15 protein-coding genes are annotated in these 14,877 nt (G+C 72.3%); 6 read left to right on the forward strand and 9 right to left on the reverse strand.

What is annotated here, in order from left to right; genetic code table 11:
* The 5 genes from CW362_RS23080 to CW362_RS23100 form a co-directional block, all read right to left on the reverse strand.
* The gene (locus CW362_RS23080; RefSeq protein WP_103551428.1) at positions 1–1,023 is read right to left on the reverse strand and encodes a phosphotransferase family protein; all 1,023 of its coding nucleotides are present in this window, start codon (positions 1,021–1,023) and stop codon (positions 1–3) included.
* A gap of 117 nt (positions 1,024–1,140) precedes the next feature.
* Complete coding sequence (locus CW362_RS23085) at positions 1,141–1,470, reverse strand: DUF202 domain-containing protein (protein WP_103551429.1); 330 nt, start codon at positions 1,468–1,470, stop codon at positions 1,141–1,143.
* The gene (locus tag CW362_RS23090) at positions 1,467–1,859 is read right to left on the reverse strand and encodes a YidH family protein (protein ID WP_103551430.1); all 393 of its coding nucleotides are present in this window, start codon (positions 1,857–1,859) and stop codon (positions 1,467–1,469) included. The genes CW362_RS23085 and CW362_RS23090 overlap by 4 nt, the downstream gene beginning before the upstream one ends.
* Before the next feature lie 67 nt (positions 1,860–1,926).
* Positions 1,927–2,442, reverse strand: a complete 516-nt coding sequence (locus CW362_RS23095; RefSeq protein WP_103551459.1) for an NUDIX hydrolase — start codon at positions 2,440–2,442, stop codon at positions 1,927–1,929.
* Positions 2,443–2,561: 119 nt separating this feature from the next.
* Positions 2,562–3,455: a DMT family transporter gene (locus tag CW362_RS23100; RefSeq protein WP_103551431.1), complete on the reverse strand. Its 894-nt coding sequence runs from the start codon at positions 3,453–3,455 to the stop codon at positions 2,562–2,564.
* 302 nt (positions 3,456–3,757) lie between these two features.
* On the opposite strand from CW362_RS23100, the gene CW362_RS23105 reads away from it, so the two are divergent.
* From CW362_RS23105 to CW362_RS23125, 5 genes are all read left to right on the forward strand, one after another.
* Positions 3,758–5,413, forward strand: coding sequence for an FAD-binding dehydrogenase (locus CW362_RS23105; RefSeq protein ID WP_103551432.1), 1,656 nt, complete (start codon positions 3,758–3,760; stop codon positions 5,411–5,413).
* Positions 5,414–5,720: 307 nt separating this feature from the next.
* Positions 5,721–6,668, forward strand: coding sequence for a hypothetical protein (locus CW362_RS23110; protein ID WP_103551433.1), 948 nt, complete (start codon positions 5,721–5,723; stop codon positions 6,666–6,668).
* 41 nt (positions 6,669–6,709) lie between these two features.
* Positions 6,710–8,275, forward strand: a complete 1,566-nt coding sequence (locus tag CW362_RS23115) for an APC family permease (protein ID WP_103551434.1) — start codon at positions 6,710–6,712, stop codon at positions 8,273–8,275.
* 372 nt (positions 8,276–8,647) lie between these two features.
* Positions 8,648–9,337 carry a molybdopterin-dependent oxidoreductase gene (locus tag CW362_RS23120; protein WP_103551460.1) on the forward strand — a complete coding sequence of 230 codons (690 nt, stop codon included), beginning with the start codon at positions 8,648–8,650 and terminating at the stop codon, positions 9,335–9,337.
* Positions 9,321–9,956 (forward strand): cytochrome b/b6 domain-containing protein, encoded by a 636-nt coding sequence (locus CW362_RS23125; RefSeq protein ID WP_103551435.1) that lies wholly within the window; start codon positions 9,321–9,323, stop codon positions 9,954–9,956. Before CW362_RS23120 ends, CW362_RS23125 begins: the two co-directional genes overlap by 17 nt.
* A 140-nt stretch (positions 9,957–10,096) precedes the next feature.
* Here CW362_RS23125 and CW362_RS23130 read toward each other — a convergent pair whose 3' ends face one another.
* Together CW362_RS23130 and CW362_RS23135 are read right to left on the reverse strand one after the other, a co-directional pair.
* Entirely contained in the window at positions 10,097–11,494 is a 1,398-nt protein-coding gene (locus CW362_RS23130) for a GntP family permease (protein WP_103551436.1), read from the reverse strand.
* 147 nt (positions 11,495–11,641) lie between these two features.
* Positions 11,642–12,169, reverse strand: coding sequence for a gluconokinase (locus tag CW362_RS23135; RefSeq protein ID WP_103551437.1), 528 nt, complete (start codon positions 12,167–12,169; stop codon positions 11,642–11,644).
* Between the two features lie 130 nt (positions 12,170–12,299).
* Here CW362_RS23135 and CW362_RS23140 point away from each other — a divergent pair, with 130 nt between their 5' ends.
* On the forward strand, positions 12,300–13,001 hold the full coding sequence (locus CW362_RS23140) for a FadR/GntR family transcriptional regulator (protein WP_103551461.1): 702 nt from the start codon (positions 12,300–12,302) through the stop codon (positions 12,999–13,001).
* A gap of 24 nt (positions 13,002–13,025) precedes the next feature.
* Here CW362_RS23140 and CW362_RS23145 read toward each other — a convergent pair whose 3' ends face one another.
* Positions 13,026–13,400: a YchJ family protein gene (locus tag CW362_RS23145; RefSeq protein WP_103551438.1), complete on the reverse strand. Its 375-nt coding sequence runs from the start codon at positions 13,398–13,400 to the stop codon at positions 13,026–13,028.
* A gap of 4 nt (positions 13,401–13,404) precedes the next feature.
* Positions 13,405–14,811 (reverse strand): M1 family metallopeptidase, encoded by a 1,407-nt coding sequence (locus tag CW362_RS23150; RefSeq protein WP_103551439.1) that lies wholly within the window; start codon positions 14,809–14,811, stop codon positions 13,405–13,407.
* Between the last annotated feature and the right edge of the window lie 66 nt (positions 14,812–14,877).

The following is a 14,877-nucleotide window of genomic DNA, read 5'->3' on the forward strand; positions in this document are numbered from 1 at the left end:
TCAGCCTTCCTGGAGGGTGGTCAGGCCGTGCTCGATGAAGACGGGCACCAGCTCGCCGATGCGGTCGAAGCCCGCGCCGACCGTCTGGCCCTTGGTGTAGCGGTAGTGGATGCCCTCCAGGATCACGGCCAGCTTGAACCAGGCGAAGGCCGTGTACCAGGAGACCGCGGAGACGTCGCGCCCCGAGCGCGCGGCGTACCGTTCGACGATCTCGCTCGCCGGCGGGTGGCCCGCGGCCGAGGCGGTCGTGCTGATGGGGGAGTTCGGCAGCTCCAGGCGCGTGCTGTACATGACGAGCAGCCCGAGGTCGGTGAGCGGGTCGCCGAGCGTGGACATCTCCCAGTCCAGGATCGCCCTGATCCGGTCGTCGGGCCCGATCAGCACGTTGTCGAGCCGGTAGTCGCCGTGCACGACGGTGGGCGCGGGGGAGGAGGGCAGTTCCCGGCCCAGCGCCGCGTGCAGTTCGTCGATGCCGGTGAGCTCGCGGTTGCGGGAGGCGTCCAGCTGCTTGCCCCAGCGCCGCAGCTGCCGGTCGAGGAAACCCTCGGGGCGGCCGAAGTCGGCGAGGCCGACCTCGGCGGGGTCCACCGCGTGCAGTTCGACCAGAGTGTCCACCAGGCCGAGCACCGCGTCGCGGGTGCGCTGCGGACCGAGCGGGGCGAGCTGGTCCGCGGTGCGGTAGGGGGTGCCCTCCATGAACTCCATGACGTAGAAGGGCGCGCCGAGCACCGACTCGTCCTCGCACAGGAGCACGGGGTCGGGGACCGGCACGGCCGTCGGGTGCAGCGCGCTGATCACCCGGTGCTCGCGCTTCATGTCGTGCGCCGTGGCCAGCACGTGGCCGAGCGGGGGCCGTCGTACGACCCAACGGCCGGTGCCGTCGGAGACCGCGTACGTGAGGTTCGACCGTCCGCCCTCGATCAGCCGGCCCGTCAGTGGGCCGTTCACGAGTCCGGGCCGCTCACGGTCGAGCAGTCCGCGCAGCCGGTCGAGATCGAGACCTGGCGGGTGGTCCGGGCTCATCATTGCTCCTCAGCACACGGGAACGGGACAGGACCATGATGCCGACCAGTCGGTATGTCGTCCAGCGGCTGCGCGAAACGTGATCGGCGTCTCGCCGGACGATCCGGACGGCACGCCCTAGAAAACCAGCGCCACCGCGAACACGGCCAGCGCCACCGTGCACAGCGCCGCCGCCGTGGCGTGCCGGGGCGCGAGCGCGGAGGGGCCCGCCGGGCCCGCGGCCGCCAGGATCCGGATGCGGCGGTGGGCGAGGGCCAGGAAGGCCAGCCAGAGGACGCAGCAGAACGCGAACGCCACGATCCCGGCGGCCGAGTCCCGCTCGTGCAGGGCCGCCTTCGCGGCGAGCACCGCGGCGACGGTGCAGGAGAGGGTCGTACGGCGCCAGGCCAGCCGGGTGCGTTCCGGCTGGAGGCCCGGGTCGCGCTCCTCCCGGAGGGGGGTGGTCATCCCGCCCAGCCGACGAGGACGACGACGACCATCGCGACCGCGACGACCGCGACGACGATGCTCAGCACCGCCGGGAAGCGCGACACCGGCAGGTCCTCGCCGCGCCGCATCGCCCGTTCGCAGCGTATCCAGTGGTTGACGGCCCGCAGCGCGCAGAGCACGCCCGCCGCCAGCAGCGCCAGGGCGAGGCCCGCCCGCCAGGCCCAGCGCAGGTCCGGCAGGAACTGGTCCACGGCGAAGCCGCCGCCGATGAGCGCGAGCGCGGTGCGCAGCCAGGCCAGGAAGGTCCGCTCGTTGGCCAGGGAGAACCGGTAGTCAGGGGTCTTGCCCTCGTGCCGGATCTCCTGCGGCGCGAACCACAGCCGGACATTGCGCACGAGCTCGATCACGCCCAGGACCCTACCGGGGAGCTTCGCGCGGGGCTCCCCGGGTACCGCCCGAGGGGGGCCGGACGGTTCAGTCCATCGCGCGGTAGTCCGTGAGCCGTTCGTAGGCCGCGAGGCCGTCCGGCACCCACGTCCACTCGTCCAGGCGGCGCTCCACCTCGTCCTCGGTGAGGAAGTCGTGCCAGGCGACCTCCTCCACCTGCGGGTTCACCTCGAGCTCGCAGCGGACCTCGTACACGGCCGACCACCAGGTCGCGCCGGCCCCGTTGTCGTACAGGAACTTGAACAGGGGGGTCGGCCGGGGGAGGCCGGAGACGCCGAGCTCCTCCTCGGCCTCGCGGAGCGCCGCGTCGTCGTAGGACTCGCCCGCGCCCACGACTCCGCCCACGAACATGTCGTAGAACGAGGGGAACACCAGCTTGGTGGGGGTACGCCGGTGGACGAAGAGCCGGCCCCGGGCGTCCCGGGCCTCGATGAACACGGCCCGGTGGCGCAGCCCGCGCGCGTACGCCTCCCCGCGCGGGGACTGCCCGATGACCTCGTCGTTCTCGTCCACGATGTCGAGGATCTCGTCAGCGGCACTCATGGGGTCCATCCAAGCAGTTTCCGGCCCCGCGCAGGGGCGCTCACGGCCGTCCGGGTGGTGCGCGGGGTGCCGGGGCGGCGCCGGAGGAAAACCGCCGACGGTGGTGCGCCGGGGGCCGTTCAGTGCGGCTGGAGGTCTCGCGAGTGTTCCGGTTCCGCCGTGCCCGAGGGCATCGCCGGGTGCATGCCCAGCAGGACGATCCCCGTCACGACGCCCGCGAGCCCCGCGGCCTGCCAGGCCAGCGCGCCGGGGTCGGTGCGGAGCTGGTCCCCGAGGAAGCCCACCCCGCAGGCGATGCCGGCCAGGGGCTGGGCGGCGGTGAGGGCGGGCAGCGACATCCGCAGCGGCGCGGTCTCGAAGGCGCTCTGGACGAGGATCAGCCCGGTCACCCCGAGGACGAGCACCGCGTACGGCTGCCAGCCCGTGAGCAGCTCGCCCAGTCCGCCGGCGCTGAACCGCTGCCCGCTGATGCGGGTGAGCGCGTCCTGCAGCCCGTACAGGAGCCCCGCGGCGGTGGCGAGCAACACGGGTCCGGCGCTGAGCCGGGACCGTTTCGCGAGGGTGGTGAGCAGGAGGGCGAGACCGACCACGATCCCGATGATCAGCCAGTGCCGCAGCGGGTCGCTGACCGCCTCGCCGCCCTGGGGCTGCCCGGCCACGATGAACGCCGTGACCCCGCCCGCGAGCAGCAGGAGTCCGGCCCAGCCCTGCCGGCCGAGCGGCTGTTTCGTCTGGTGGCGGGAGAGTGCGAGCGCGAACAGGAGGTTGGTCGCCAGGAGCGGTTCCACCAGCGAGAGCTCGCCGTTGCCGAGCGCGATCGCCCCGAGGACCATGCCGCACACCATGAGCCCGATGCCGCCCAGCCAGCGCGGTACCCGGATGAGGTCGAGCAGGATGCGGGGGGAGAGGAAGTCGCTCAGCGGCGCGTGCGAGGCGGCGTTCTGCTGGAGCACGAAGCCGAAGCCGAGGCAGCAGGCCGCGCTCACGGCGAGGACCAGAACCAGTACCGACACGCTGGGTACCTCGATGCGTCAGGAGTCGGGGCGGGCCAGTGGTGCGTATCCCGCCGACTGTAGTGCCATGGTCCGCGCGCCCGCCCCCGGGAACAACCGGAACCGGGCGGTTGACTCGGTCACCTTTCGTGCCGAAGGATTCGGACCGATCAGTAACAAGTGCTGGTCGGCCGCACGGCCGGCCGGTATCGATGTCCCACCAACCAGCGACGCCGCCGATCGGTCCGTGACAGACGTCATCAGGTCGTCCCCCGTGACGCCGGGCCCGACCGGGCCCGTCGGAATGCCGAGAGGACGGGCCCATGGCCTACGACGCAGATGTGATCGTCATCGGAGCGGGGCTCGCGGGCCTCGCGGCGACCGCGGAGCTCGTCGACGCCGGCCGCAAGGTGATCCTCCTCGACCAGGAGCCCGAGCAGTCGATCGGCGGCCAGGCGCACTGGTCCTTCGGCGGGCTCTTCTTCGTCGACTCGCCCGAGCAGCGCCGCATGCGGATCAAGGACACGCACGAGCTGGCCCTCCAGGACTGGATGGGCACGGCCGCCTTCGACCGGCCCGAGGACCACTGGCCGCGCCGGTGGGCCGAGGCCTACGTCGACTTCGCGGCCGGCGAGAAGCGGCCCTGGCTGCACGCGCAGGGCGTGCGCTTCTTCCCGGTGGTGGGCTGGGCCGAGCGCGGCGGCTACGACGCCAACGGGCACGGCAACTCGGTGCCGCGCTTCCACATCACCTGGGGGACCGGGCCCGGCCTCGTCGCGCCCTTCGAGCGGCGGGTGCGGGAGGGGGGCGCCCGCGGTCTGGTCGAGCTGCGGTTCCGGCACCGGGTCACCGGCCTGTCCCGCAGCGCGGGCTCCGTCGACACCGTCACCGGGGAGGTCCTGGAGCCGTCCGGCATCGAGCGCGGCCGGGCCAGCAGCCGTACGGTCACCGGCGCCTTCGAGCTCAGGGCCCAGGCGGTGATCGTGACCTCCGGCGGCATCGGCGGCAACCACGACCTCGTGCGCGCCAACTGGCCCGAGCGCCTCGGCACCCCGCCCGAGCGGATGATCTCCGGTGTCCCCGCGCACGTCGACGGCGCCATGCTCGGGATCACGGAGGAGGCCGGCGCCCGCCTCATCAACCGCGACCGGATGTGGCACTACACCGAGGGCATCCAGAACTGGAACCCCATCTGGGACAAGCACGGCATCCGCATCCTGCCGGGCCCCTCCTCCCTCTGGCTGGACGCGCGCGGCAACCGGCTGCCGGTACCGCTCTTCCCGGGCTTCGACACGCTCGGCACCCTCGAGCACATCATGAGGACCGGGTACGACTACACCTGGTTCGTGCTGGATCAGAAGATCATCGGCAAGGAGTTCGCGCTCTCCGGCTCCGAGCAGAACCCCGACCTGACCGGCAAGTCGGTCCGGGGCGTCCTCGGCCGGGCCCGCGCGGACGTGCCCGGACCGGTCAAGGCGTTCATGGACAACGGCGTCGACTTCGTCGTCGAGAAGGACCTGGGCGCGCTGGTGCGCGGGATGAACGCGCTCACCGAGAAGCCGCTCATCGACGAGGCGGCGCTGCGCCGCGAGATCGTCGCCCGGGACCGGGAGATCGCCAACCCCTTCACCAAGGACCTCCAGGTCATGTCGATCCGCGGGGCCCGCAACTACCTCGGCGACAAGCTGATCCGCACGGCGCCCCCGCACCGCATCCTCGACCCCGCTGCCGGCCCGCTGATCGCGGTGCGGCTCAACATCCTCACCCGCAAGACCCTCGGAGGTCTGGAGACGGACCTCTCCTCGCGGGTGCTGACCGAGGGCGGCGACCCGCTGGAGGGTGTGTACGCCGCCGGTGAGGCCGCCGGGTTCGGCGGCGGCGGAGTCCACGGATACCGGGCGCTGGAGGGCACCTTCCTCGGCGGCTGCCTCTTCTCCGGCCGCGCGGCGGGCCGGGCGGCGGCCGGGGCGGTGAGCTGACGCCTCCGGGGACCGGCGGCCGTCCGGCGGGTGACGCCGGGCGGCCGTTCAGGCCATCGCTCCGGGACGGCGGACCGGCACGCTCCGGCGCGGCCGCCGTCCAGGCGGAAAACGCAAGACGGCTGTTCACGTCGTGTGCAAGCGGCGGCCCTTCGGGGCGTTCACAGCGGGGTGCATTCAACTGTGGCGCACACAGAGGCAGTTGACACGTGTAGCGACTTGGCCGGAGCTTGACTTGAACCGGTGGCTCCGGGTTTGCTGTGCGTGATCACCCATTGACGAACCGCGCCTGTGAGGTTGAGCAGCGGTGTCACCACCCCCACCCCTGGGCCGCGGCCGCAAGCGGACGTCCCAGGCCTTCGACGCCGCCCTCGACGACGCCGAACTCGCAGTCGCACGTACCTCGTTGAACCAGGGGCGGTGGACCGACGTCCGCGACCTGCTCGCGGCGACCGGCGACGACTGGGACCGCCGCGGTCATCGCGTCACCGTCCTCGCGCAGGAGTCCGCGGCCCTCGCCTGGACCCGCGACTGGCAGCTCGCCGAACCGGAGTCCGTCGACGCGGCCGTGCTGCTCGGCTGCGCCACCGTCGAGCGCGCCCTGCACGGCAAGGAACGCCCGGACACCGCCCGCGAGGCCTGCCGCCGGGCGGCGGACCTGGCGCCGCACGACCCGACGCCCTGGCTCGGCCTCCTCCTCCTGGAGCGCATGCTGGGGGCCGAGGACGACGTGGTCCGCCTCTTCGACGAGGTGCGCCACCGGCACGCCGTCCACCACCACGCGCACCACCTGATGGTCGCCCGGCTCGCCGAGCGCCGCGCCGACGCGGGCCAGGACCCGCTCCACGAGGTGTACGACTTCGCCAACTGGTCGGCCGAGCAGGCGCCGGCCGACTCGCCGCTCGCGATCCTCCCGGTCGTCGCGCACGCCGAGCGCTTCCGTGTGCTCGCCGGCGCCGGGAACGGGCCCGCCGACCCGGTCGCCTCCGGACACTGGGCCGGACGCCGGGCCCGCCAGGTGATGAAGGCCGCCTTCGACTGGTGGCTGGAGTGGGAGCACGGCGACCATCCGCGCCGGCTCGTCGACCTCAACTTCCTCGCCCACGCCAAGATCTGCGAGGGCAGGGACGGCGAGGCCGCCGCCCTGTTCCTCCGCATCGCGGAGCATCCGACCGCGGCTCCGTGGTCCTACCCGGACCGCGACGGGTACCAAGCCTTCCGTGCCGCGCGCGACCGCGTGCTCGGCACGGTGTGAACGCCCCCCGAAGACCGACCATCCGAAAGGACGACCCCGCGATGACGACGGGCAGTTCGAGCACACCGAGTACGTCGAGCACGGGAAGACCGGACGCCGGCGGCGCCGGCATCAGCACGTTCAAGGGGCAGGACCGGGCCCTGCGCGCCGGCCGGCTGGGCACGGCCGGCCTGCTGCTGTCCGTCCTCGCGGCGACCGCCCCGCTCATGGTGGTCGCGGGTGTCATGCCCACCACATTCGCGGTGATGGGCATCGTCGGACAGCCGCTGCTCTTCGTCATCCTCGGCATCGTCCTCGTGCTCTTCAGCATCGGGTACGCCGAGATGAGCCGGCACGTCCACAACGCGGGCGCCTTCTACGCGTACATCTCGCGCGGACTCGGCGGCACCCCCGGAGCGGGCGCCGCCGCGGTCGCCCTCGTCGCCTACAGCGCGCTCCAGGTCGGCATCTACGGCCTCTTCGGCTTCGAGGTCTCCGGGCTGTTCGCCACCTACCTCGACACCGAGGTCGTCTGGTGGATACCGGCGTTGGCCGCCGTGCTCGTCGTGGGCGCGCTGGCCTGGCTCAAGATCGACGTCAACGCCTGGGTGCTCGGCGTGCTGCTGGTCATCGAGGTGACCCTCGTCGTCGTCTTCGACGTCGCGGCCGTCGGCGACCCGGCCGGGGCCGGCCTGTCGCTGCACGCCTTCAACCCGGACACGCTCACCGGGGCGGGCGTCGGCACCGCGCTGTGCTTCTGCATCGCGGCCTTCACCGGCTTCGAACAGGCCCCGGTGTACGCCGAGGAGACCAGCCGCCCGCACATCCTCGTGCCGCGCGTGATGTTCCTGGCGATCGGATTCGTCGCCGTCTTCTTCGCGATCAGCTCCTGGGCCCTCACCGTCGCCACCGGACCCTCCGCGATCGTGGGCACGTCCCAGAAGCAGAGCGCCGGACTCCTGTTCTTCCTCACCGAGTCGCGGCTCGGCTCCACCTTCACCGACGTCCTGCACGTGCTGTTCGTGACCGGCATGTTCGCGGCGCTGCTCAGCTTCCACAACGTCGTCGCCCGGTACGCCTTCGCCATGGGCCGCGAGGGTCTGCTGCCCAGGGCCTTCGGCCGCACCTCCGAGGCCAGCGGCGCCCCCGGCACCGGCTCGCTCCTGCACACCGTCGTCTCCCTGGTCGTGGTCGGCGGCTTCGCCCTGTCCGACGACAAGCCGGCCGGCGACCCGACCGCGCCCGTGCTCCGGCTGTTCACCTGGGGCGGCAACGTGGGAGCGCTCGGCGTCACCCTCCTGATGGCGGCCGCCTCGCTCTCGGTCGTCGTGTTCTTCGTCCGCCGCGGCGCGGCCCGCGCCCAGTCCTGGCGCCTGGTCACCTCCGCGCTCGCGGGCCTCGCCCTGCTCGTCATCGCGGTCTACACGGTCAAGGACTTCGACGTGCTCGTCGGCTCGGGCCCCGACTCCGTCCTGAACGTGCTGCTGCCCGCCGTCATCGGGGCCGCGCTGGTCGTCGGACTGGTCCAGGGTCTGGTGCTGCGCTCCCGCAAGCCCGAGGCGCACGCCCGGATCGGCCTCGGCAACGAGGCGTTCCAGTTGGACAAGGCGGCCGAGTCCGCCTCCTGACGGGGCCCCGCCGTCCTCTTCGCGGCCCACACCCCCGGACCGTGGGTGAGAAGAGATGACGGAACGCTGACGAGCACCCGCGACCCCTGGCTTTTTGGGGGTCGCGGGTGCTCGAATCAAGAGGTGAACACTGAAAGGTCCGGGGGATCGGACCCGGAGCGACCGAGGCCGGGAGAGCGGGAGCGGCCGGAGCCCCGCGAGCCGGAACGTCCCGAGCGGCGTGCTCCGGAAGACGGCGACGCCCGTGAAACCCGTGAAGCACGCGAGGACCGTGGGGCCGGTGAGGCCCACGGGGACCGCGGAGCCCACGAGGCCCGCGAAGTCCGTGCGGAGCGCGAGGAACACGAGGCGTTCGCGGAGCACGGCAGACCCATCGGCCGCCGGGTGCTGCTCGGCACGCTCGGGCTCGGCGCCCTCGGCGTCCTGACCGCCCCCGCGCTCCAGCGCGCGACGGACGCGTTCCTCGCCGGAGCCTCCCAGAAGGACCCCACGGGCCTGACGGGACTGCTGCCCAACGGCGGCGGTTTCCGCTACTACTCGGTGACCGCCTCCGTCCCCCACAAGAACGAGACGAACTACCGCCTCACCGTCGACGGCCTGGTCGACCGCCCCACCAGCTACACCCTCGCCGACCTGCGCGCCCTGCCCCAGACCCGTCTGGTGCACGATGTCCAGTGCGTCACCGGCTGGCGGGTGCCGAGCACCCCCTTCGAGGGCGTACGCCTGTCGCACCTCCTCGACGCCGCCGGAGTGCGTCCCTCGGCCGGGGCGATCCGCTTCACCTGCTTCGACGGGGCGTACACGGAGAGCCTCAGCCTGCGCCAGGCCTACCGCCCGGACGTCCTGGTGGCCCTGCGCATGCAGGACAAGCCCGTCGGCCACAACCACGGCGGTCCCGTCCGCCTCTACGTGGCCCCGATGTACTTCTACAAATCCGCCAAGTGGCTCTCCGGCATCACGGTCACCGAGGACGTCCGTCCCGGGTACTGGGAGAAGCGGGGGTACGACGTCGACGCCTGGGTCGGCCGCTCGAACGGACGCGACGATGAACCCACGAGCTGACGGGGTGCCGGCCGTGTCCGCGCACTCCTCCCGCGTACGGCGCTTCACCCGTGCCGAGCACTGGGTGCACCGGGTCACCGCCGCGCTGATGGGGGTGTGCGTGGCCACCGCGGCCTGCCTCTACATCCCCCAGTTCGCCGAACTCGTCGGCCGCCGCGAGCTCGTCGTCCGTGTCCACGAGCTGGCCGGTGTGGCGCTCCCGCTGCCGGTCCTGGCGGGTCTGGCCTCCCGCGCGTTCCGCCGCGACCTGGGTTTCCTGAACCGCTTCGGCCCGCACGACCGGGTGTGGCTGAAGGCGGCGCTGCGCCGCGACAAGGACCACGCCTCCCGCCCGGCGGGCAAGTTCAACGCCGGGCAGAAGATCTACGCGGCCTGGATCGCCGGGGCCACGCTGGTGATGCTGGGCACCGGCCTGCTGATGTGGTTCACCCATCTCGCCCCGCTGACGTGGCGCACGTCGGCGACCTTCGTCCACGACTGGCTGGCCCTCACCGTCGGCATCGTCCTCGGGGGCCACATCGGCATGGCGCTGGGCGACCCGGAGGCCCGGCGGGGCCTGCGCACGGGATCGGTGAGCCGTCAGTGGGCCGATCGCGAGCATCCGCTGTGGCGGCCGTGAGCGGACACCGACGACGACCGGGGTACGGCCGGGTGCCGGCGGCGACCGGGCCGTGACCGGACCCGAGGACGACGAGCGGGCCGTGGGGAGGGCCGGACCCGGCTCTCCCCACGGCCCGCCCGGTCACGGTCCGGGCGTCCCTAGATGACGAGGGACAGCAGCAGCACCAGTCCTCCGGCCACCACCGAGATGATCGTCTCCATGACGGACCAGGTCTTGACCGTCTGGCCGACGTCCAGGCCGAAGTACTCCTTCACCAGCCAGAAGCCGGCGTCGTTGACGTGGCTGAAGAAGAGCGAGCCCGCGCCGATCGCGAGGACGAGCAGCGAGGTGTGCGTGGTCGACATGTCGGCCGCGAGCGGCGCGACCAGACCGGCCGCCGAGATGGTGGCGACGGTCGCCGAACCGGTCGCGAGCCGGATCGCCACCGCGATCAGCCAGGCCAGCAGCAGCGCGGGGATCGACCAGTCCTCGGAGATCTCCAGGATCATCCGGCCCACACCGGAGTCGATCAGCGTCTGCTTGAAGCCGCCGCCCGCGCCGACGATGAGCAGGATGCCGGCGATGGGCGCGAGGGACTTCTCGGTGGTCTCCGCGATCCGGTCCTTGGTGAAGCCGGCCGCACGGCCCAGCGTGAACATGCCCACGATCACCGCCGCGAGCAGCGCGATCAGCGGCGCTCCGACGACGTCGAAGACGCGCTGCGTCATGTCCGCCGGATCGTCGACGACGATGTCCACCAGAGCCTTGGCCAGCATCAGCACCACCGGGAGCAGCATGGTGGCGAGGGTGGCGCCGAAGCTCGGACGCTTCTCCAGGTCCTCCGAGGCACGCGCCGGGACCATGCGGTCGGGAGCCTGGACGTCCACCCAGCGGGCCGCGTACCGGGAGAACACCGGACCGGCGACGATCACCGTGGGGACGGCGACCAGGACGCCGAGCGCGAGGGTGAGGCCCAGGTTCGCCTCGACCGCGTCGATCGCGACCAGCGGGCCGGGGTGCGGGGGAATCAGACCGTGCATCACCGACAGGCCCGCGAGCGCCGGGATGCCGATGCGCATCAGCGAGTAGTTGCCGCGCCTGGCGACCATCAGGACCACCGGGATCAGCAGCACGATGCCGACCTCGAAGAACAGCGGCAGGCCGATCACCGAGGCGATCAGCACCATCGCCCACGGCATGGCGCGCCCGCCCGCCTTCGCCAGGATCGTGTCGACGATCTGGTCGGCGCCGCCCGAGTCGGCGAGCAGCCTGCCGAGGATCGCGCCGAGGGCGATCAGGACACCGACGCCGGCCACGGTCGAGCCGAGTCCGGTGGTGAAGCTGACGATGGCCTTGTCGAGCGGGGCGCCGGCGAACGCGCCGAGGGCCAGCGAGCCGATGGTCAGGGCGAGGAAGGCGTGCAGCTTGAACCTGGTGATGAGCAGGACGATGACGGCTATGCCCAGCAGCACGGCTATGCCCAGTCGAGCGTGGCCCGCCGAGGTGATCGGTTCGACGGTGTCCGCTGCCAGCATCTCGACACTGAGTCTGGTCACGGTTGTTTCCTTGCTTGAGGAACGGACGAGGGGAGGATGGTGCGCGCTGCCGCCGGGGTGACAGCGTTGTCGTGGGTTACGGGGTAGGGGGGTGCGCCGCGGGCACGACGGCGGGGCCCGGGGTGCCGGGGCCCTGCGCGCGGGGTGCTACGGCCGGTCCGGCCCGAGGGCGCCGAGCGCCGCCACGGCCCGCTCGCTGATCTCGGCGGGCTCGCCGGACACGTCCACCTCGACGCCCGCCTCGTCCGCGGCCAGCGGCTGGAGCGTGGCGAACTGCGAGTCCAGGAGCGCCGTGGGCATGAAGTGCCCCGTGCGGTGCGACATCCGGTCCTCGATGAGTTCACGGGTACCGGTCAGGTGGACGAAGACGATCCCGGGCGCCGCCGCCCGCAGCCGGTCCCGGTAGGCGCGCTTGAGCGCCGAGCTGCTGACCACGCCGCCGAGCCCGGCCCGGTCGTGCGCCCAGTGCCCGATGGCGTCCAGCCACGGCCACCGGTCCTCGTCGGTCAGCGGCGTCCCGGCCGACATCTTGGCGATGTTGGCCCGCGGGTGGAAGTCGTCGCCCTCGGCGTAGGGCACGCCGAGCCGGGCCGCGAGCAACGGCCCGATGGTGGTCTTCCCGGTGCCTGCGACGCCCATGACCACGACGACATGGGGGGTGGGACTGTGCTGCATCACGTTCTCGCTGTCTTCGTCGACATCCGATGTCGACGACACTGAAACGCATTAGGTACGACGAATACAAGAGTGTGTGACATATAAGTCTGACTTTTTGTTCCCGGTGTCGACCTCGTACGCTGACTCCATGACCACAGGGGGCCGGGGGCTGCACGGACACGTACTGGAAACCCTCGGACCGGCGATCACGGCAGGCGACTACCCGCCGGGGAGCGTGCTGCGCACCGACGAACTCGCGCAGCGCTTCGAGGTGTCCCGTTCCGTGATGCGCGAGGCCGTCCGGGTGCTCGAATCCATGTACCTGGTCGAGTCCCGCCGCCGCGTGGGCGTGACGGTGCGCCCCAAGGCCGAGTGGAACGTCTACGACCCCCAGGTCATCCGCTGGCGGCTGGCCGGCGCCGACCGCCCCCACCAGCTGCGTTCCCTCACCGTCCTGCGCTCGGCGATCGAGCCCGTCGCCGCGGGACTGGCCGCCCGGCACGCCACCGCGGAGCAGTGCGCGGAACTCACCGAGTGCGCGCTCGGCATGGTCGCCACCTCACGCGGGCACCAGCTCGAGGGATATCTCGTCCACGACGTCGCCTTCCACCGGGTGATCCTCAAGGCGTCGGGCAACGAGATGTTCGCCCGTCTGGGAGACGTCGTCGCGGAGGTCCTGTCCGGCCGCACCCATCACGACGTCATGTTCGAGGACCCCGACCCCGCCGCCGTCACCCTGCACGTCCAGCTCGCCGAAGCCGTCCGCGAGGGCGACGCGGAGCGCGCCGAGCGGCTCACCCGCGAGATCACGGCCGGCGCCCTCCAGGAACTGGACGTCCTGGCTCCCTGACGGCCCGCCCCGGGGCGGGCCGGGTCAGTCCAGGAACTCCCCGTCCACGTACACCCAGGCCCCGTCCACCCGCTCGAACCGGCTCCGCTCGTGCAGCGAACCGCCCCGCCAGGAGGCCCGGAAGGTCACGGTCCCCGTGGTGTGGAACGCCGAGCCCTGGCCCGTGTCCAGGATCTCCAGGCCCGTCCACCGCGTCCCTGGGTCGAACTCCACCCGGGCCGGCCGCGTCCGCGGATGCCAGGTGCGCAGGAGGTACCCCTCGTCCTCCTTCACGAAGGCGCAGTAACGCGACCGCATGAGCGCCTCGGCGCTCGGCGCCGCGGCCTCGCCGCGATGGAAGCGCCCGCAGCAGCGCGCGTACGGCTCGGGGAGCCCGCAAGGGCAGGAACGGCTGGTCATCGCGTCATTCTCCCCGGACCCGGGCCGGGTCCGCGTTCGCGGGCGGATACGTGGGCGGGTGGGCGGGCCGGGCCGGCGGCTGCACGGCGGGCCCCGGCAGCGGCGGCAGTGCCGTCTCGTACAGCCACGCCGTGAACAGGTCGTCCAGCGGCTCGGCCGCGTAGCGCGAGACGTGCGAGGTGAAGACCGACGTGGTGACCGTGCCGCCCCGGTGCAGCGTCGCCCAGCCGCGCAGCATGCGGAAGAAGGCCTCGTCGCCCATCGCGCACCGGATCGCGTGCACCGTGAGCCCGCCGCGCTCGTAGAGCCGGTCGTCGAACATCAGCTTGCGGCCCGGGTCCGACAGCAGCAGATCCTGCGGCAGCGCGGCCAGCTTCCGGTGCGCGCCCGCCGCGAGCTGGTGCGCCGGGCGTCCGCCGGAGCGTTCCGACCACAGCCACTCGGCGTACTTCGCGAGCCCCTCGTTCAGCCAGATGTGCCGCCAGTCCGCGATCGTCACGCTGTTGCCGAACCACTGGTGCGCCAGCTCGTGCGCGATCAGCCGCTCCGAACCCCGCGCCCCGTCCACGTGATTGGAGCCGAACAGCGAAAGACCCTGCGCCTCGACCGGGACGTCGAGCTCCTCCTCGGTCACCACCACGGCGTACTCGCCGAACGGATACGGCCCGAACAGGTCCTGGAACAGCCCCATCATCGCGGGCTGGCGCGCGAAGTCCCGGGAGAACTCCGGAAGCAGCTGCGCGGGCAGGTACCCGGACTGCGGCACGCCCCCGAGGCCCGGGTCGCCGAGCAGCACCGTCTGGTACTTGCCGATCGACAGGCCCACCAGATAGCTGGAGGTCGGCGCGGGCTGCTCGTACACCCAGGTCGTCGTCGACGCCTTCGCCGTCCGCGTCAGCAGACGCCCGCCGGCCACCACCGCGTACGCGGACGGCGTGGTGACCGAGATCTGGTAAGCGGCCTTGTCGGCCGGCCGGTCGTTGCACGGGTACCAGGACGGCGAACCGACCGGCTGGCTCGCCACCAGCGCCCCGTCCTCCAGCTCCTCCCAGCCGAGCCCGCCCCAGGGGCTGCTCACCGGCCTGGGATTGCCCGACCAGTGCACCTCGACGGTGAACGCGGCGCCTGCCCGCACCGGCTTCGGCGGACGTATCCGCAGCCTGCCGCCCCGGTGCGTGTAGTGCGGGGCCTTGCCGTCGACCCGGACCCGGCCGATCCGGAAGTCGGCCAGGTTCAGCTGGAACTCGGTCAGCGCGGAACGGCCCGCTATGGCGTTGATCCGTGCGGTGCCGGAGAGCCGGTTCGGGCCGGGGCGGTAGTCCAGCGCGAGCTCGTACCGGTGCACCCGGTAACGGGGATCTCCGTTGGCCGGGAAATAGGGGTCCGGTCCCGCTGTCTGCTGAACGCTCACTGCCGCGACTGCTCCCTGCCCTGTGCTCGACGTGCCGCCGTACCGCCCTTCGTGTCCGATCAGGTC

Origin of the sequence: Streptomyces populi, from assembly GCF_002911015.1 — a bacterium.
GTDB classification, from domain to species: domain Bacteria; phylum Actinomycetota; class Actinomycetes; order Streptomycetales; family Streptomycetaceae; genus Streptomyces; species Streptomyces populi.

Coding starts and splice junctions, on each gene's coding strand:
- CW362_RS23080 (WP_103551428.1), bottom strand. CDS start 1,023: ATGAGCCCGGACCACCCGCCAGGTCTCGATCTCGACCGGCTGCGCGGA.
- CW362_RS23085 (WP_103551429.1), bottom strand. CDS start 1,470: ATGACCACCCCCCTCCGGGAGGAGCGCGACCCGGGCCTCCAGCCGGAA.
- CW362_RS23095 (WP_103551459.1), bottom strand. CDS start 2,442: ATGAGTGCCGCTGACGAGATCCTCGACATCGTGGACGAGAACGACGAG.
- CW362_RS23105 (WP_103551432.1), top strand. CDS start 3,758: ATGGCCTACGACGCAGATGTGATCGTCATCGGAGCGGGGCTCGCGGGC.
- CW362_RS23115 (WP_103551434.1), top strand. CDS start 6,710: ATGACGACGGGCAGTTCGAGCACACCGAGTACGTCGAGCACGGGAAGA.
- CW362_RS23125 (WP_103551435.1), top strand. CDS start 9,321: ATGAACCCACGAGCTGACGGGGTGCCGGCCGTGTCCGCGCACTCCTCC.
- CW362_RS23135 (WP_103551437.1), bottom strand. CDS start 12,169: ATGCAGCACAGTCCCACCCCCCATGTCGTCGTGGTCATGGGCGTCGCA.
- CW362_RS23140 (WP_103551461.1), top strand. CDS start 12,300: ATGACCACAGGGGGCCGGGGGCTGCACGGACACGTACTGGAAACCCTC.
- CW362_RS23145 (WP_103551438.1), bottom strand. CDS start 13,400: ATGACCAGCCGTTCCTGCCCTTGCGGGCTCCCCGAGCCGTACGCGCGC.